Origin of the sequence: Branchiibius hedensis, from assembly GCF_900108585.1 — a bacterium.
Lineage (GTDB): Bacteria > Actinomycetota > Actinomycetes > Actinomycetales > Dermatophilaceae > Branchiibius > Branchiibius hedensis.
Map to the genome: position 1 here is coordinate 968,304 of NZ_UESZ01000001.1, position 16,092 is coordinate 984,395.

The following is a 16,092-nucleotide window of genomic DNA, read 5'->3' on the forward strand; positions in this document are numbered from 1 at the left end:
GCATCACCCGACTGATTACCTCCAGTCCAATATAAGATTGTGCGCTGTGTTATGCGTTTGAGGTATGAAAGGATCCGGGCATGGACATTGCGCATCTTCGGGCATTCATCGCCGTGGCGGAGGAGCTGCACTTCGGCCGGGCAGCAGAGCGTCTCCATGTTGCGCAGCCCCCGCTGAGCCGAACCATCCAGCAACTGGAGCGCGAACTCGGCTCCAAACTGTTCGACCGCAGCACCCGCTCAGTGCGACTGACCGCAGCTGGCCAGGCGCTTCTCGCGCCAGCGCACCAGGTCATGGAGTCGCTGCGTCGAGCCGAGGCCGCCGTGCAATCGGCTGGCAGTGGGGAAGTCGGCTTCATCCGAATCGGGTTCGCAGGAATCTCCTCCTATCAGCTCGTTGCCGAGTGGGCGCGCGTCGTACGCCAGCACCGACCCGGCATCCGCCTCGAGCTGTACAGCCAGAACTTCGCCCTTCCGGCGATGCGCAAGCTCATCAACGATGAAGTCGACGTGGCCCTGGGCCGTTGGGACATCATCCCGGGCGGCATCTCCTCACGCATCGCGTCCGCCGACTCCTTGGTGATGGCCCTGCCCGACACCCACCCGATGGCACAGGCTAGCAGCGTCTCCATCGCAGACCTCCGCCACGAAAGCTTCATCTCGCTGCCGCCCTACGAGGGCGCTGTCCTGCCGGATCGGCTGCGAAGGCTCGCCCACGATGCCGGGTTCTCCGCGAATGTCGTGCAGGTCGCACCTGACACGCTCTCGGCTCTCGCGCTGGTCAGCGCCGAAGTCGGCTGCCACCTGACGCTGGCATCGGTCGCGGAGCACGCGAACCAGACTCACGTCGAGTTCATCCCGATCACGGACGAGACTCTCGAGGTGAACCTCCAGCTCGCGTGGCGCTCCGACGACGTCAACCCGGCGCTGGCTGCCGTCCTCTCGCTCGCAACGGAGTTGCTCAGCCCCAGGAGCCGATAAGCCCGTGCCTCACAGCGACGCTTCGTCGCCCTCGATGTGCAGCTGACGCAACCGGCGATACAACGTAGTTCGCCCGATTCCGAGGAGCTCGGCCGCCGTGGACTTGTTCCCGCCCGCCAAGTCGAGGGCGCGCACGATCGCGTCGCGCTCGGCCGTCTCGATCAGCGTCATCTGCCGAGTCTTATTCCCCCGTCGCAGATGCTCGGGAAGCTGGCGGCTGTCGATCACCGCTGAAGGCGCGTTCGCGACCAGGTCCTGAAGCAGGCGCCGGAGTTCACGCAACTCGCCCGGCCAGTCGTACTGCATGAACGACTGAAGCGCAGACGCCGTGACCGTGAACCGGCCCGAAGGGTCGACATCGCCCAGCACCGAACGAACCAGTCCCGGTATCCGGTCAGGCGATGCCCGCAGCGGTGCGATGCGGGTCGTCGATAGCCCGAGCGACTTCGCCAGCTCCCGGATCGCGGCGGGTGCGTCGTCAGGCGCCAGCGTCAGCACGAGGCGGGAGGTTCGTTGACCTCGGCCTACCGAACGCTGATGAGTGCGCACCAAGGTGGTCAGCGCCTCGGCGTCGCCAGCGCCGAGGTTCTCCACCCGTCGCAGCACCACATCGCGGCCGTGGGTGAGTGCGGCCTCGGCCACCTCGGCCCAGTCCGCGTCATCGGCCGCCACGGCCGTCACCGGCTCATCCATGGTTTCCGACGACACGATCTCCAGCGCCAGCTTGAAGCGACCAGAACCAGCCGGCCCTTCGACCATCACAGCGTCCGAACGTGGGGCCCGCACTCGTGCCGGCTCGATCGCAGGCATCACCGCTCGTTCTTGGGCGAGGGTCTCGGTCAGGTTCACGTCGAAGAAGTGCGCAACGAATTGTGGCTCTGTGGAGCTGTCCAGGCGACGTCCGACAACCCTGATGCCATCCGGAAGCACGATCTCGGCAGTCGGGCTCCGGCGCCAGTCGTGTCCCTTCATCAACTCCCACAACAAGACGTGGCTGTCGACGCTGACGAACGGCAGTGCGGGGGTGTTGGCTAGCAGCGAGTGCTGGTCGACGACCACGGTGGGGCGACGCGAGTTCTTGTATCGCATGAACGACATCGCCAACGCGAGGTCTTCCGGCCGGCTTTCTGCGCGCAGCCGGGTCTCGATCTGGCGGCCGATCTCTGCCGTCAGAGACAGCATCAGCTGGCTTCCCTCAGCCACCGGGCCGCCGAGCGACACCGACCCGAGGACTGACCCGCCAGGTGCCGCGACAGGGACGGCCGCACAGGTGATGGGGGCGAGGAGATCATTGAAATGCTGACTGCCTGAAATGAGGACGGCCTGATTCTCGGCCAGGGCGGTTCCCAGCCCGTTGGTACCCATTGTCTCCTCGGAGAAGACGAATCCTTCGGCGGCGTGAACCTCGTCGAGCCTCGACGCCTGGTCGCGTGCTCCGAGACGTCGGGCAACGATGCGGCCCACCCTGTCACTGAGGAACAGCGTCATAGGTGTCTCGGACAGTTGCTCCTGCCACCGGTCCAGTACGGGCGCGGCCGCCCGGTAGAGAGTGCTCTCCGGGTCGACGTCGCGGTGGTCCTCGCTGACACGGTCGCTGCCCACCGCGTGGCTGATCGATCGGCGCCAACTGCGCTCGATGACCTCGGGAACGATGCTCGGAGCGTCCTGGCGCTCAAGCAGACCCGCGCGCTGTAGAGCTTCGCGTGCCTCACGCACCGGGTCTGACGCAACCACCCGAGTCTCCTTCTCGATGAACCTTTGAGATTTCCACTGTGGCATGCACCACAGGTACCTTCCAAGAACATAATCGGACACATATTGATACCTCATGGGTATCAGGGGGCGGGATTTCGCGCCTCCCAGAGGTGTTCCAAAGCGGAACACCAGCCCAACTGTGGCGCGGGTCACGATCGTCGCATCACAACGACGTGGCCCCACACGGGCTGACCTCACCGAAGGAGCAACAACTCATGAACACAACTGGTCACGAGGCCAACACCTACGAGCTGGACGCTCTCATCGTCGGTGCAGGGTTCGGCGGAATCTACTCGCTATACAAGCTGCGCAACGAGCTCGGCCTGAACGTCCAGACCATCGACCGTGCCGCCGGCGTCGGGGGCACCTGGTTCTGGAACCAGTACCCGGGCGCCCTGTCGGACTCCGAGAGCCACGTGTACCAGTACTCGTTCGACCGTGACCTGTACAACGACACCAACTGGGGGACCAAGTTCGTCACGCAGCCCGAGATCCTCGCCTACCTCAATGGTGTCGTGGACCGGTACGACCTGCGCAAGGACATCCGCCTCGAGACCAGCATGACCAGCGCCACCTTCGACGACCGCGCCGGCACCTGGACCGTCGCAACCGACAAGGGCGACACCATCATCTGTCGCTTTCTTATCACCGGTCTCGGCCTCCTGTCGGCCATCAACAAGCCCGACTTCCCGGGCGCCGACGACTTCAAGGGCGAGATCGTCCACACCGGCGCGTGGCCCACCGACCTCGACCTGACCGGCAAGCGCGTCGGCGTCATCGGCAACGGATCCACCGGCGGCCAGGTCATCACCGCCGTCGCTAAGGTCGCCGGCCACCTCACCAGCTTCCAGCGGACCCCGCAGTACAGCGTCCCCGCCGGGAACCGTGCCTGGACGGCTGAGGAGTTGCAGGCACAGAAGGACAACTTCGAGGAGAACTGGAACCAGGTCAAGACCTCCAGCGTGGCCATGGGCTTCGTCGAGAGTGAGGTGGAGATGTTCAGCGTCAGCGCCGAGGAGCGCGAGCGGATCTTCGAGGCGGCCTGGCAGAACGGCGGCGGCTTCCGGTTCATGTTCGAGACGTTCTGCGACATCGCCACCAACCCGGAGGCGAACGAGGAGGCGGCCAAGTTCATCCGCCGCAAGATCGGCGAGATCGTCCACGACCCCGAGACTGCCCGCAAGCTCACGCCGACTGACCTGTACGCCCGCCGGCCGCTGTGCGACTCCGGCCTGTACGAGACATTCAATCAGCCGAACGTGTCCCTGGTCAGCATCAAGGAGAACCCGATCGTCGAGCTGACCGAAGCCGGCGTGAAGACCGCCGACGGAGTCATCCACGAGCTCGACGTCCTCATCTGCGCCACCGGGTTCGACGCGGTCGACGGCAACTACAAGCGCATCGACATCCGCGGCCGCAACAACGAACTGCTGCGCGACCACTGGGTCGACGGGCCGACCAGCTACCTCGGGATGGCCACGAGCGGTTTCCCGAACATGTTCATGATCCTCGGCCCGAACGGCCCATTCACGAACCTGCCGCCGTCCATCGAGACCCAGGTCGAGTGGATCGCCGGCGCCATCGGCTACCTGGCTCCCAAGAGCGGTGCCTGGCTCGAGGTGCGGCCCGAAACCGAGTCCGAGTGGACCGACATCTGCGCCGACATCGCCGATCAGACCCTGTTCCCGAAGGCCGCCTCCTGGATCTTCGGGGCCAACATCCCCGGCAAGAAACGCACCGTCATGTTCTACCTGGGCGGCATCGCCGCATACCGGGAGATCCTCGACAGCGAAGCCGCCGAGGGCTACCCCGGCTTCGTGTCCCACGTCTCCGAGCCCGCGCTCGTCTGACAAACCCCGACCGGCCAGGGCGGCGCGCCGGCAACGGCGCGCCGCCCCGGCTCTCCGACTCACCGCAGGAGCAAGCGACCCATGTCGAAGTACCGCAGCACCAACCCGATGACCGGAGAGGTCGTCGCCGAGTACCCCGTACTCGACGACACCCAGGTCCAGACCGTGCTCGACCAGGCACAGCAGGCCTACCTGTCGTGGCGTCGGGTTGAGCCCGCCGAGCGGACCAAGGTGCTAAGCCGGGTAGCCGACCTCCACCGTCAGCACGCCACCGAGCTCGCCGAGCTCTCGACCCTGGAAATGGGCAAGCCCATCAGCCAGGCCCGCGGCGAGGTTGAGCTCGCCGCCGCGATCTTCGAGTACTACGCCGAAGAAGGCCCCAACCTCATCGCCGACGAGGAACTGACCATCGCTGGCACCGGCCGGGCGATCGTCCGCACCGCCGCCATCGGTCCGCTCCTCGGCGTTATGCCGTGGAACTTCCCGTACTACCAGGTCGCCAGGTTCGTCGCGCCCAACCTGCTGCTCGGCAACACCATCCTGCTCAAGCACGCCGCCAACTGTCCCCAGCAGGCGCTCCGCATCCACGACATCCTGGCCGAGGCCGGCGCACCCGCAGGCGTTTACACGAACATCTTCGCCACCAACGACCAGGTCGCAACCATGATCGCGAATCCCATCCTGCAGGGCGTTTCGCTGACCGGTAGCGAACGGGCCGGCACAGCCGTTGGTGAACTCGCCGGACGCCACATGAAGAAGTCCGTCCTGGAGCTCGGCGGCTCGGACGCACTCATCGTCCTCGCCGACGCCGACCTACCGGCGGCCATCACCGCTGCCGCGGCGGGACGTTTCCACAACGCCGGCCAGACCTGCACCTCCTCCAAGCGCATCATCGTGGAGGACTCCGTGTGGGACGAGTTCCTCACCGGCTTCCTCGATGCCGCCGATGCCTGGCAGATCGGCGATCCGACCGACCCCGACACCAAGGTCGGCCCGATGGCGTCCTTCGCTGCACGTGACGACCTGGCGGCACAGGTCAACGACGCCCTCGTCAAGGGAGCCACCCTGCACCTCGGCGGAGCCGTCCCCGAATCGTCCGCCTCGTACTACCCGGCGACCGTGATCTCCGACCTCACCCCGGACATGCGAGCCCACCGAGAAGAGCTCTTCGGACCGGTCGCCCTACTGCACCGGGTCCATTCGGTCGATGAGGCCATCGAGGTCGCCAACGACTCGCCCTTCGGCCTCGGAAGCGCCATCTTCACCGCGGACGAAGCCACCGCCCTGGACGTTGCAGAGCGCCTCGATGTCGGCATGGTCGGCATCAACGCCACCGTGAAGAGCGCTCCCGATCTGCCCTTCGGGGGTGTGAAGCGCTCCGGTATCGGGCGGGAGCTCGGCAAGTTCGGGCTCGACGAGTTCGCCAACAAGAAGCTCATCCGCATCCCCTGAACGTCCCTCGCCCTCCAACACTCGGAAACCACCAAGGAGAAGTCATGCGCGCAGCGGTCTACTACGGCAACAGCAAAGTCGAAATCGAAGACGTCCCGGAGCCGGATGTCACTGACGGTCACGTGAAGGTCAAGGTTGCCTTCAACGGCATCTGTGGAACCGACCTTCACGAGTACTACGACGGGCCCATCTTCATCTCCCCGTCGGACCCTCACCCCCTGACGGGCATGGCGATGCCCGTGGTGCTTGGCCACGAGTTCTCGGGCACCGTCGTGGCCGTCGGCAAGGGCGTCACGGACGTTGCCGAAGGTGACCGGGTCACCATCGAGCCGGTCTACCGCTGCGGCGAGTGCCGAGCCTGCCAGGCAGGCCAGTACAACGTATGCAACGTCGTCGGGTTTCACGGGCTGATGGCTGACGGCGGCATGGCCGAGTACACGGTCGTCCCGCGAATCATGATCCACCACCTGCCACAGAACGTCTCGACCGAGCTGGGTGCCCTCGCCGAGCCGATGTCGGTCGCCTACCACGCAGCCGCGCTCGGGGGCGTGACCCAGGAGAGTCGTGCACTCATCTATGGGGCCGGCCCCATCGGCATCGGTCTGTGGTTCGCCCTGCGCGGCATGGGGCTGACCGAGATCGAAGTCGTCGAGCCCACACCGACCCGACGCGCGGCCATCGAGACGCTTGGTGCGCGAACGCTCGACCCGTCGGCAATCGACGTCGCTGCCTACATCGCCGACCAGACCAACGGGGCCGGCGTCGATGCCGCGTACGACGCAGCGGGTGTCGCGCCGGCTGTGTCGTCGGCGCTCGACTGCCTCGGCGAACGTCGAACGCTGGTCAGCGTCGCCATCTACGACAAGCCCATCGAGACCCCGTTGCTCAGCCTCGTCCTGAAGGAGCGGCGCATCCAAGGGACCATCTGCTACACCGCAGACGACTACCGCGCCGTTCTCGATCTGATGGAGGCCGGCCACTACGACACCACCGGCTGGGTCGAGACGATCCCGATCTCCGGGCTGCTCGACCAAGGCTTCGCCCAGCTCCGCGCCGGACAGAAGATGAAGGTCCTGGTCGACCCGACGGCCTAGGAGGTCACTACGTCCTCTGGACTGGACGGCTCCGGTCGTCTGGTGGGAGTAAAGGCCCCAGTCTTGAGACTGGGTGACCCCTCCGGAAGGGCGGTCGCTCGGCGTCGCGGTCCTTTAGTGTCGGTGGTCTCCGACGAGGGGGTCGATCGTGTCCGACAAGTCCCAGCAACCAGCTGCCGCACCACCCGTGGTCGACCGCGCCGCCTTCGATGCCGCCCTAGACGCGCAGGTCGTCAAGGAGAAGCAGGTCACGCGGCTGAACGACGAGGTGTCCGCTAGCCGTCGACGGTTACCGATGGTGCAGGTGGCGGACTACGAGTTCGAGGGGCCGGACGGCCCGGTCCGGCTGAGTGAGTTGTTCGGTGACACCTATCAGCTTCTGGTGCAGAACTTCATGTTCGCGCCGGACTGGGAAAAGGGCTGTCCCAGTTGCACTTTCGCGGCCGACAACCTGCCGTTCAATATGGACCGGCTGGCTGACGAGGCGATTGCCTTCGCGATGATCTCGCACGCGCCGGTCGAGAAGTTGCAGGCATGGCGTGCGGAGCGCGGCTGGCCCTACACCTGGGTGTCGTCCTACGGCACGACCTATCACGACGACTGGGCGTGGAACTCGACCTACCCGGACGGCAGCACCGGGCCGGTGCCCGGTTACTCGTACTACCTGCTCAAGGACGGCACGCCGTACCTCACCTACTCCACCCGTGCCCGGGGCACCGAGGCGATCCTGCCGGTCGCACAAATCATGGATCGTACGGCGTACGGCCGCCAGCAGGACTGGGAGGACAGCCCGGACGGCTGGCCGCAGTACCCGACGTACGGCTGATCGGGGCGTGCGGTCCCCGGCTCAGCGGCGCGGGTCGATGATCGTGGTGCCTGCTCCCGCGGAAGTGGCCATGGCGGGCAGGGCTGTCGCGGCTTCGGCGAGGCCGATCGTGCCTGCCAGGAGCGCGGCGGGATCGAGCGTGCCGGCGGCGACCAGCTCCAGCATCGGCGGATAGTCGGCGGCGGCCATTCCGTGGCTGCCCAGGACATCGAGTTCCCAGGCGATGACCCGCGCCATGGGCACGGGGCTGGTGCCATCGGCGCTGGGCAGTAACCCCACCTGCACGTGGCGCCCACGTCGACGCAGGGAGAGTACGGCGCTCGCTGCCGTGGTCGGTGACCCCACCGCGTCGATGGAGACGTGGCTACCACCGCCGGTGAGTTCGTGGATCCGGGCGGCAACCTGTGCCGGCGCGTCGGCGGGTTCGGTCTGGATGACCTCGTCGGCGCCGAGTCTCATCGCCGCCGCGAGTGGAACGGGGGAGCGGTCGAGCACCACAACGCGGCCCCCGAGCGCCTTGGCGATCATCACGCTCGACAGGCCGACACCGCCGGCGCCGACGACGGTGACCCACTCCTGCGGCTGGAGGCGGGCCCGTGCGGTGAGGGCTCGGTAGGCGGTTGCGAACCTGCAGCCAAGGAGCGCGGCGGCCTCGAAGCCGACACCCTCGGGGATAGCGACCAGGTTGGTGTCGGCGGCGTGGATGACCACCTGCTCGGCGAACGAACCGGCATGGGTGAATCCCGGCTGCTGCTGGTGCGGGCACACCTGTGCGTTGCCGGATCGACACCATTCGCACTGTCCGCACCCCTCGACGAAGGGTGAGGTGACGCGGTCGCCGACCTGCCAGTTTTCGACGCCTTCGCCGAGTTCCGTTACAACACCAGCGAATTCGTGCCCCGGCACGTGGGGGAGAGCCACATCGTCGTCGTGGCCGGACCAGGCGTGCCAGTCGCTGCGACACAGGCCGGTGGCCGCTACGTCGATGAGCACCGCTCCCTCTGGGACGTCCGGTGTCGGGAGGTCCCTGATCTCTAACGGACCGCCGAATTCGTCCATCACCAGCGCGCGCATTGGTACCTTCCGTTCTCGCCGGAGTCAGTGTGTCAGAGCGACGCCGCATCCCTGCCGGATGCATCGATGACCCGCGGTGTCGGTCGTGCTGTGTCGCGTCTACGTGTCGGTCGGCTCGGTGGCGGCCGATGAGCGAACTCGCCGCAAGGTCGGCATGAGCCGGGATGGGCTCTACAAGGCCCTTTCCGAGGATGGCAATCCCACCTGGTCCACCATCCTGAAAGTCACCCACGCGCTCGGACTGCGTTTCGAACTCCACTTCGTAGCCTGAACTGCGCGCGGCAGATCCGGCCCGTGGTGCCGGGTGTGGGTCACCACGTCATCTCCAACGTCATGTCCTGGCACGGCTAGTTGCTCACGTATTGCGCCGTCTTCGACAGTCTTGGGTCCTCGATGGCGTCCAGGAGCGCTGTGGCGAGGTCTCCGTAGCGCAGGGAGCGTCCGCCGGGTGGTGGCGTGGGGCCGATGCGGTAGCTGCCAAGCGCTGGTTTGGCAAGCAGCCGGGGCGGGCGCAGGGCGACCCAGTCGGCGGTGCTTGCCTGCAGGATGCGTTTCATCTCGCGCATGTCTTCATACGTTTCCCCGAATAGTGCTTCGAGGATCGGCAGCACGATCTTGTGTTCGAGGCCGGGATGATCTGATCGGGGCCCGACGGGGGCAGCCGAGATGACCGCGAGCCGTTGAATGGTCCTGCTGTGCATGGCGTTAAGGATTTTCCTGACGCCGACGGAGTACACGGTTGTGGGTTTACGGGAGGTACCGATCCCAAGCGTGGAGATCACGACATCAGTCCCAGCCAGCGCGGCTCGTAACGCCTGCTCGTCCATCACGTCGGCGGGTCGTACGGTCAGTCGTTCGTGTTGGGTGGTCACGTTGTGTGGTTGGCGGGCGACCGCGACGACGTCGTGGCCGCGGTCTAGTGCCTGCTCGGTGGCAAGGTGCCCGGTCCGGCCGTTTGCTCCGATGATCGCGATCCGCATATAAGCACACTACATGATAGTCACCAAGTATGACAGTCACCGTGTGGTTATGCTAGGAGTGTGAGTAAAAGTGACTCGACGCGGTACGGGGATTCGTTGGCGTTTCTGTTGTCTCAGCTTGGTGCCCAGTCGGCGGCGATGTTCGCGCAACAGATCGCGCCGACGGGGGTGACGCCTCGGCAGTTCGCGCTGCTGAGCCACTTGGCTGTTGGTGGTCCTAAGTCGCAGCAGCAGTTGGCAGACTTGCTTGGCATCCACCGCAACAACATGGTCGATCTGGTCGACGCCATGGAGGGTGCAGATCTGGTGGAGCGGGTCCGCGACCAGGTCGACCGCAGGGCGTTTGAGATCCACCCGACGGCGGAGGGGATGGCGGCCGTCGCGCAGATCAACGCCCTGGTGCCGGCTCTGGATGCTGAGATCGCCGGACAGCTGAGCGTGAAGCAACGCCACGCCTTGATCGACACACTCCGGGGCCTGGCTGACCACCTTGGTCTCGATGCTGCCGTGCATCCCTCGGTCGCGGGGCGCCAACGGTCAAAGCCCTGAGCTCGCGGGATCGTCGGCGGGGGAGCGGTCCAGCAGCAACATGCGCTCCTCGAGAGTGGCAGGAACGACAGTCAGGGTCGCGTCCAGGCCGGCCGCGCTCAGCGCGCTGCGGATCTCGTCGGTGGTGGAGGCAACCACCCGGACGTTTGTTCCGTCGAGAGTGGCGGATCTGTGTTGATGAACGCGGGAAGCAACAACCACCCTCCGCGCGCGTTGCGCAGTTCCGGCTATGAGCCGTGGGAAGTGGCGACGACCCACAACGACTTGTCCGACACCGTGACTAGGTTGGCGGCACACATGGCCGATCGGTGGACAGGAGGAAGCATCGGGATCATCGCCCCGCAGCGCAGACTCGCCCTGCTACGTGACCGCCTACCGGATGCCACCGTGGTGAGCGCGACCGAAGCCAAAGGCCTGGAATGGGACGCCGCGCTCGTCGTGGACCCAACCGGCATCACCCAGGAGCCCCGTGGCTGGAACGGCCTGTACGTAGCGCTCACCCGATGCACTCAGGAGCTCGGCCAGATCCACCTAACCAACGCCTAGCCTCCGCTCTGGTGTCCACGACCGGGACACGCGCGAATCACCTACTACCCGTGACGATCTCGGCGAGTTTGTCGGGCGCCTGAGTCGGGACCATATGTCCGACGCCGTGCAGCATTCGCAGGTCTGCGCAGGGGATGAGCCGGGCAAGTACGGCGGCCTGGCGACGGTTGGGCCAGTCTCGGGTCCCACATACGACGGTGGTGGGCAGATCGAGGGCGGCAGCGCGGGCGCGTAAGTCCACCGTCCGTAACTGCTTCATGGGTTTGATCAGCGCTCGCCGATCCACGTCGCGACCAAGTAGGGCCTGGGGCACGAACCGGAACGCGGCGGCCTGGGTTGAGAGCAATTTGCGTGGGGCTTTCGCGAACCCGCTCACCAGGACCAGATGGTCGAGGCGCACGTCGGTCAGAGCAGTCGCGAGCGCAACGACAGCGCCGAGGGAATGCCCCACGAGAACACATTGAGCGGCGTCCACTCGCCCGAGCGCCTCGCGGGTGATCTCTACGGCCCCGGCGAGGCTGAAGTCGAGGGAGCCGTCGACAGCGCAGATGCGTGGGGCTTCGATCGTGGTGGCTGGACCCAAGTGACTGCGCGTCGCTGCCCAGTTGTCGGGTCCGGTGCCCAGCCCGTGCAGCAACACGACGCCGAGCGACTCGTCCATGCTCACTCGGCGACCCTAGACGGCCCACCGTGACGCGGCGGTCCCCGCCGCACTTCCTGGGAAGACCAGTGGCCCTATCGCCGGGGTCGGATCATCCACACTTCTGCCGGCCAACCGGGGCTCTGGCTAACCTCCCGGCGTAACTCGCGGAATCCGTGCCGACGGTAGAACCGGGCTGCCGCTTCGTTGCCATCGATGTAACTGAGTACGACGCCGTCGGCATCGGGTGGTGTGTCCTGGATCAGACGCGTCAGAAGCTGGTGTCCGATCCGACGTCCTTGGTGGCCAGGCAGCACGTACAGCTTCCAGATCGTTGGGAGTTCCTGGCGTAGGTCGATGTTGCCCATGCCGACGATGACGTCCCCGTCCTGCGCCACATAGGTGTTCGTCACCTCCAGACTGGTGGCGACCGCCTCCCGGCTCCACCATGTGGCCAGGCCGTGCTCGACATACTCCGAACCCGCGAAGCCATAGGTGGTCGGCCACGTCGCGGCCCCGACGCCACGGATGGCGCCGATGTCGTCGTCGGTCGCGCTGCGGATGACAACGTCGGTCGGCAGGTCACCCTCCATGGCCAGCAATGTACGACGCGGCAGGCGGCGCACCGTGGCCATCCGTCCAACTGGTCGCACCGGCTTACGCGTGCCGTTGCAAGACACTGAGTTCTCTGGTGATGGTCATGGCTCTGCAGATCGCCGAGCACCCGGCCGCGGACAAAGTGTTCCCGAGATCCGGGCACTTAGGGCAGCAGCGCGCAGTCCGCGGCGGCAGCAGCGAGGCGTGCGTCAAGGGTCAGTAGGCGGCATTGCGCCGCCCGAGCAAGCACGACGTACATGGCGTCGTAGGCGCTGACATTGTGGCGTAGGGCGTAGACGGCCGGGAGCATCTGGTCCATCGACACCTGCTCGATGTCGAGAGCGATGAACTCGCGAAACGCCCGGAGAGCGCTCTCATCAGAGATCTGCCGACTGAGCGACCATCCGCGGACGACGGAAGCGAATTCGGCCGTGAGGTGCTGCGGAGCCAGAAGCTCGTGACCGTCAAGCGCGGCTGCCGCACGCTGACCGGCCGCGGTTCCGAGCAGGATCTCGGATACGGCGGATGCATCGACGACGAGTGTCATCGGGCTGCGCGCTGATCCGCGAGCACCTCTGCCGCAGAGGTGAGTTCGACGACTCCGCGGCTTGCGATCTGTTCCAGCAGCTCGGCACGACTCGGGCGCGTCGCGATGCGGTCGAGTTCGCGCAACAGGTAGTCGCTCAAGGAACGACCTTCCAACGCGGCCTTCGCCTTGAGCGCGCGACTGGTCTCATCGGAGACGTTGCGAACCTGGATCGTTGTCATGCATCCAGCATACGTTCCATGCATAGTGCATGCACTGGCTCGATTCCGGGTGCCTATACCGCGTCGTCGTCGGTCGACTCGTGGCTCTGAGAAGACGCTGGGTTCTAGGCTGAGAGCCATGGCTTTGCAGATCGCCCAGGACCCGGCCGCGGACGAAGTGCTCTCGAACGATGCGTTCGGACTTCTGGTCGGCATGTTGCTGGACCAGCAGTTCCCGATGGAGCGTGCGTTCGGCGGACCGCTGAAAATCAAGGAGCGCTTCGGCACGTTGTCGCCGGAGAAGATCGCTGCCGCCGATCCCGAGGCATTTGCTGACCTGTGTGCGACCCCGCCCGCAATTCACCGGTACGGGCGTTCGATGGCTGGGCGCGTGCAACAACTCGCCGTTGTGGTGCGCGATGAGTACGGCGGCGACGCGGCCTCGATCTGGACCACCGCCTCCTCGACGACCGAGTTGCTGAAGCGGCTGAAGGCACTCCCGGGCTTCGGCGATCAGAAGGCCCGGATCTTCGCCGCGCTGCTCGGCAAACAGCTGGGCGTGCAACCGGCCGGTTGGCGCGAAACCATCGGCCCGTACGCCGAGCCCGGCAGCTTCCGCTCGGTCGCCGATGTCGTCGACGAGGGTTCGCTGCAAAAGGTTCGCGAGTTCAAGAAGGCTGCGAAAGCAGCGGCCAAGGGCTGACCCTTACCCAAGAGCCCCAACGTCTACAGGTCGCCAACGGCTGCACAACTCCTCGTCAGCCTTCGGTCAAGAACATTGCTTCACGATGCGCGTGGCGGATAGCAAGGGTCTACCCCCTTGTTACGCAACGCGATACGGAGCGACATCAGATGAAGACCATGCCGAAGACAGCCCTGACTCTGGCAGCGGCAGCGGCCCTCTCGACCGGAGTCATGGCATCGGCCCACGCTGCACCGACCCAGACCACCTCGCCCGGCGGCCGCGTCCTACAGATCCACCAGGCCGCGAGCAAGAGCACTGCTGCCAAGGTGACGCCGAAGATCATCGGTGGCACAAGCACGACCTCGCCGTACATCGTGCAGTTGGTCTTCGGGCAGTCCGGCGGCACGTACGGCTGCACGGGAGAGGCGATTTCGGCGAACTGGGTTCTTACTGCGCAGCACTGCATCGACGGCACCGACTGGATGGACGTCTACTACAGCAACAGCACGAGCAACCCCGGCACTCCGGTGGCGGCCGACGAGGTCTATGGGTCGTCGTACGGCGATGTGGCCCTGGTGCACCTGTCCACGGCCAAGTCGGTTTCGACCTACGGGTCTCTCGCCACGTCGTACACCGCGAAGGCGGGGGACGCAGGGACGATCTACGGCTACGGCCTACGAGCCAACCAGCAGCAGAGCACCGGCCTCTACAAGGCGACGGTCAACGTGCTCGGTGCGAGCACGGATGCCTACAACGGCAAGGCCGTTCACGTGCAGGGCGTCAACGGCGCTAGCAATCACGGTGACTCCGGTGGGCCGCTGATCGTGGGCGGCAAGATCGTCGGCGTGTGCTCGACCGGCGACCAAGCCGACCCCGGCTCGAACATCAACGCGACGTCGAACTACGCGAACCTGACCGCAAGCCGGTCCTGGATCAAGTCGACTTCGGGAGTCTGAGCGCCCGAATCGGCTGACACCGCAACGGTGTCGGCCGATTCAGGTGTTGTTGGGCGAGGACGGCTCGCCGAAGTCGACCATCCAACGGATCCCGAACCGGTCGGTCAATTCGCCGTAGTAGTCACCCCACGGTGCCTGCTTCAGAGGCACCTCGATCGTGGCGTCCTCGGCCAGGGCATCCCACCAGCCTTGGACGACCGCCGGCTCATCGCCGGTGAGAGCAACGACGCCGTTCGGCGGCAGCTCCATCGAGCCCGGGATGTCCGCACCCATCAAGGCGTGACCACCGGCGGTCTTGAGCAGGCCGTGCATGACCCACTCCTTCTCAGCGTCATCGACCGGCATGTCGAACATCGAGAAAGTGGTCAGGTCGAGGTCACCACCGAAGATCGTGTGGTACGCCGTCATCGCCTCGCGCGCGTTGCCACGGAAGCTCAGATAGGGATTGAGGCGCGTCGTCATGGTGTCTCCTTGGGGTCACAGGCGGGTCGATCGAGCGTAGCGCTGGGCACGGGGGGTGGGGGTTGGTCCAGCCGGTATTCAGCCTTTCGGACTAGCGTCCCGGCCTGTGCACAGGCGAGGGTTTCTGATCACGACCGCGCTGACCGTTTTGGGCCTTGCCGGCTGCGCATCGCCCAACTCGGCACGGACGGGCACGTCGTCATCGGAGCCCACCGCAGCAACGCCTCAGAACCGCCGATTCGCTGCTCCCACAGGGGTCGTCAAAGCTGCGGTGCCGCACGGCACGGTCTACGCGCTGCCCGGCAAAGGGCGAAACCTCGCCCTCACGGTTGACGACGGTGCGGACGCGGCGGTGGTCGCGGCGTACGCGAAGTTCTGCGCGGACACCGGCATGCGGATCACCTGCTTCGTCAACGGGGTGAACCGGGGCTGGACCGACAGCCGGCCCGTCTTGGCGCCGATGGTGGAGTCCGGGCAGGTGTTCCTGGCCAATCACACCTGGTCGCACCCGGACCTGCGCGCTCTGACGTCGGTGCAGGTCAGTGATCAGGTGACCCGGAACGAGAAGTTCCTGCGATCAACGTACGGCGTGTCAGGCCGACCATTCCTGCGACCACCGTTCGGGTACTACAACGCAGCCCTGGCCCGGCAGTTGTCCGACCTCGGCTATCCCGCGATCACCATGTGGCTGGGCAGCCTGTCCGACGCCAGCGTCATCGCGCCCGAGCGAGTGGTGTTTCACGCCAAGCAGTGGTTCCTGCCGCAGCACCTAGTGATCGGGCACGCCAACCATCCCGCCGTGACCCACGTCTACGGGCAGTTGGTCGACATCATCCGGGAGCGCAACCTGCGACCGGTCACCCTCGCCGATGTCTTCGATGTGACGGCACAATGACCAG

At 65.8% G+C, this 16,092-nt stretch carries 20 protein-coding genes; 11 read left to right on the forward strand and 9 right to left on the reverse strand.

The window, feature by feature from the left end:
* The first annotated feature begins 80 nt into the window (after positions 1-80).
* A complete protein-coding gene (locus DR843_RS04785) occupies positions 81-980 on the forward strand; it encodes a LysR substrate-binding domain-containing protein (RefSeq protein WP_109684344.1) in 900 nt (299 codons plus the stop codon).
* 9 nt (positions 981-989) lie between these two features.
* On the opposite strand, the gene DR843_RS04790 is transcribed toward DR843_RS04785, so the two are convergent.
* Complete coding sequence (locus DR843_RS04790) at positions 990-2,714, reverse strand: sigma-54-dependent Fis family transcriptional regulator (RefSeq protein WP_170119743.1); 1,725 nt, start codon at positions 2,712-2,714, stop codon at positions 990-992.
* A gap of 236 nt (positions 2,715-2,950) precedes the next feature.
* Here DR843_RS04790 and DR843_RS04795 point away from each other — a divergent pair, with 236 nt between their 5' ends.
* The 4 genes from DR843_RS04795 to DR843_RS04810 all read left to right on the forward strand — a co-directional run bounded on the left by DR843_RS04795 (position 2,951) and on the right by DR843_RS04810 (position 7,957).
* On the forward strand, positions 2,951-4,585 hold the full coding sequence (locus DR843_RS04795) for a flavin-containing monooxygenase (protein ID WP_109684346.1): 1,635 nt from the start codon (positions 2,951-2,953) through the stop codon (positions 4,583-4,585).
* A gap of 81 nt (positions 4,586-4,666) precedes the next feature.
* Positions 4,667-6,037: an NAD-dependent succinate-semialdehyde dehydrogenase gene (locus DR843_RS04800; protein WP_109684347.1), complete on the forward strand. Its 1,371-nt coding sequence runs from the start codon at positions 4,667-4,669 to the stop codon at positions 6,035-6,037.
* Between the two features lie 44 nt (positions 6,038-6,081).
* Complete coding sequence (locus DR843_RS04805; protein WP_109684348.1) at positions 6,082-7,131, forward strand: 2,3-butanediol dehydrogenase; 1,050 nt, start codon at positions 6,082-6,084, stop codon at positions 7,129-7,131.
* A 148-nt stretch (positions 7,132-7,279) separates the two neighbouring features.
* On the forward strand, positions 7,280-7,957 hold the full coding sequence (locus DR843_RS04810) for a DUF899 family protein (RefSeq protein WP_109684349.1): 678 nt from the start codon (positions 7,280-7,282) through the stop codon (positions 7,955-7,957).
* A gap of 21 nt (positions 7,958-7,978) precedes the next feature.
* On the opposite strand, the gene DR843_RS04815 is transcribed toward DR843_RS04810, so the two are convergent.
* The gene (locus DR843_RS04815) at positions 7,979-9,031 is read right to left on the reverse strand and encodes a zinc-dependent alcohol dehydrogenase family protein (protein ID WP_109684350.1); all 1,053 of its coding nucleotides are present in this window, start codon (positions 9,029-9,031) and stop codon (positions 7,979-7,981) included.
* A 76-nt stretch (positions 9,032-9,107) separates the two neighbouring features.
* Between DR843_RS04815 and DR843_RS04820 the strand changes: the two genes are divergently transcribed.
* Positions 9,108-9,302 carry a helix-turn-helix domain-containing transcriptional regulator gene (locus DR843_RS04820; RefSeq protein WP_245933993.1) on the forward strand — a complete coding sequence of 65 codons (195 nt, stop codon included), beginning with the start codon at positions 9,108-9,110 and terminating at the stop codon, positions 9,300-9,302.
* A 76-nt stretch (positions 9,303-9,378) separates the two neighbouring features.
* Here DR843_RS04820 and DR843_RS04825 read toward each other — a convergent pair whose 3' ends face one another.
* Positions 9,379-10,011 carry an NAD(P)-dependent oxidoreductase gene (locus tag DR843_RS04825; RefSeq protein WP_109684351.1) on the reverse strand — a complete coding sequence of 211 codons (633 nt, stop codon included), beginning with the start codon at positions 10,009-10,011 and terminating at the stop codon, positions 9,379-9,381.
* 60 nt (positions 10,012-10,071) lie between these two features.
* Here DR843_RS04825 and DR843_RS04830 point away from each other — a divergent pair, with 60 nt between their 5' ends.
* Positions 10,072-10,560, forward strand: coding sequence for a MarR family winged helix-turn-helix transcriptional regulator (locus DR843_RS04830; RefSeq protein WP_109684352.1), 489 nt, complete (start codon positions 10,072-10,074; stop codon positions 10,558-10,560).
* On the opposite strand, the gene DR843_RS19990 is transcribed toward DR843_RS04830, so the two are convergent.
* Complete coding sequence (locus tag DR843_RS19990) at positions 10,549-10,698, reverse strand: hypothetical protein (protein ID WP_170119744.1); 150 nt, start codon at positions 10,696-10,698, stop codon at positions 10,549-10,551. The two genes, DR843_RS04830 and DR843_RS19990, sit on opposite strands and share 12 nt — an antisense overlap.
* 39 nt (positions 10,699-10,737) lie before the next feature.
* Here DR843_RS19990 and DR843_RS04835 point away from each other — a divergent pair, with 39 nt between their 5' ends.
* Positions 10,738-11,106 carry an ATP-binding domain-containing protein gene (locus DR843_RS04835; protein WP_109684353.1) on the forward strand — a complete coding sequence of 123 codons (369 nt, stop codon included), beginning with the start codon at positions 10,738-10,740 and terminating at the stop codon, positions 11,104-11,106.
* A 37-nt stretch (positions 11,107-11,143) separates the two neighbouring features.
* Here the strand turns inward: DR843_RS04835 and DR843_RS04840 are convergent, their stop codons facing one another.
* From DR843_RS04840 to DR843_RS04855, 4 genes are all read right to left on the reverse strand, one after another.
* The gene (locus DR843_RS04840) at positions 11,144-11,767 is read right to left on the reverse strand and encodes an alpha/beta fold hydrolase (RefSeq protein ID WP_109684354.1); all 624 of its coding nucleotides are present in this window, start codon (positions 11,765-11,767) and stop codon (positions 11,144-11,146) included.
* 74 nt (positions 11,768-11,841) lie between these two features.
* On the reverse strand, positions 11,842-12,381 hold the full coding sequence (locus DR843_RS04845) for a GNAT family N-acetyltransferase (protein ID WP_109684355.1): 540 nt from the start codon (positions 12,379-12,381) through the stop codon (positions 11,842-11,844).
* 125 nt (positions 12,382-12,506) lie between these two features.
* Positions 12,507-12,890, reverse strand: a complete 384-nt coding sequence (locus DR843_RS04850; protein WP_109684356.1) for a type II toxin-antitoxin system VapC family toxin — start codon at positions 12,888-12,890, stop codon at positions 12,507-12,509.
* On the reverse strand, positions 12,887-13,111 hold the full coding sequence (locus DR843_RS04855) for a FitA-like ribbon-helix-helix domain-containing protein (protein ID WP_211310180.1): 225 nt from the start codon (positions 13,109-13,111) through the stop codon (positions 12,887-12,889). Before DR843_RS04855 ends, DR843_RS04850 begins: the two co-directional genes overlap by 4 nt.
* Positions 13,112-13,229: 118 nt before the next feature.
* Here DR843_RS04855 and DR843_RS04860 point away from each other — a divergent pair, with 118 nt between their 5' ends.
* Positions 13,230-13,793 (forward strand): HhH-GPD-type base excision DNA repair protein, encoded by a 564-nt coding sequence (locus DR843_RS04860; RefSeq protein ID WP_109684357.1) that lies wholly within the window; start codon positions 13,230-13,232, stop codon positions 13,791-13,793.
* A gap of 158 nt (positions 13,794-13,951) precedes the next feature.
* Positions 13,952-14,731 (forward strand): S1 family peptidase, encoded by a 780-nt coding sequence (locus DR843_RS04865; RefSeq protein ID WP_245933994.1) that lies wholly within the window; start codon positions 13,952-13,954, stop codon positions 14,729-14,731.
* A 39-nt stretch (positions 14,732-14,770) separates the two neighbouring features.
* Here DR843_RS04865 and DR843_RS04870 read toward each other — a convergent pair whose 3' ends face one another.
* On the reverse strand, positions 14,771-15,193 hold the full coding sequence (locus tag DR843_RS04870; protein WP_109684358.1) for a VOC family protein: 423 nt from the start codon (positions 15,191-15,193) through the stop codon (positions 14,771-14,773).
* A gap of 271 nt (positions 15,194-15,464) precedes the next feature.
* On the opposite strand from DR843_RS04870, the gene DR843_RS04875 reads away from it, so the two are divergent.
* Complete coding sequence (locus tag DR843_RS04875) at positions 15,465-16,088, forward strand: polysaccharide deacetylase family protein (protein WP_211310181.1); 624 nt, start codon at positions 15,465-15,467, stop codon at positions 16,086-16,088.
* Positions 16,089-16,092: the final 4 nt, after the last annotated feature.

Bases quoted from the DNA above. Each gene is read 5' to 3' on its own strand.
- DR843_RS04785 (WP_109684344.1), top strand. From the start codon at position 81: ATGGACATTGCGCATCTTCGGGCATTCATCGCCGTGGCGGAGGAGCTG.
- DR843_RS04795 (WP_109684346.1), top strand. From the start codon at position 2,951: ATGAACACAACTGGTCACGAGGCCAACACCTACGAGCTGGACGCTCTC.
- DR843_RS04800 (WP_109684347.1), top strand. From the start codon at position 4,667: ATGTCGAAGTACCGCAGCACCAACCCGATGACCGGAGAGGTCGTCGCC.
- DR843_RS04805 (WP_109684348.1), top strand. From the start codon at position 6,082: ATGCGCGCAGCGGTCTACTACGGCAACAGCAAAGTCGAAATCGAAGAC.
- DR843_RS04815 (WP_109684350.1), bottom strand. From the start codon at position 9,031: ATGCGCGCGCTGGTGATGGACGAATTCGGCGGTCCGTTAGAGATCAGG.
- DR843_RS04825 (WP_109684351.1), bottom strand. From the start codon at position 10,011: ATGCGGATCGCGATCATCGGAGCAAACGGCCGGACCGGGCACCTTGCC.
- DR843_RS04835 (WP_109684353.1), top strand. From the start codon at position 10,738: ATGAACGCGGGAAGCAACAACCACCCTCCGCGCGCGTTGCGCAGTTCC.
- DR843_RS04840 (WP_109684354.1), bottom strand. From the start codon at position 11,767: ATGGACGAGTCGCTCGGCGTCGTGTTGCTGCACGGGCTGGGCACCGGA.
- DR843_RS04845 (WP_109684355.1), bottom strand. From the start codon at position 12,381: ATGGCCACGGTGCGCCGCCTGCCGCGTCGTACATTGCTGGCCATGGAG.
- DR843_RS04850 (WP_109684356.1), bottom strand. From the start codon at position 12,890: ATGACACTCGTCGTCGATGCATCCGCCGTATCCGAGATCCTGCTCGGA.
- DR843_RS04855 (WP_211310180.1), bottom strand. From the start codon at position 13,111: ATGACAACGATCCAGGTTCGCAACGTCTCCGATGAGACCAGTCGCGCG.
- DR843_RS04860 (WP_109684357.1), top strand. From the start codon at position 13,230: ATGGCTTTGCAGATCGCCCAGGACCCGGCCGCGGACGAAGTGCTCTCG.
- DR843_RS04865 (WP_245933994.1), top strand. From the start codon at position 13,952: ATGCCGAAGACAGCCCTGACTCTGGCAGCGGCAGCGGCCCTCTCGACC.
- DR843_RS04870 (WP_109684358.1), bottom strand. From the start codon at position 15,193: ATGACGACGCGCCTCAATCCCTATCTGAGCTTCCGTGGCAACGCGCGC.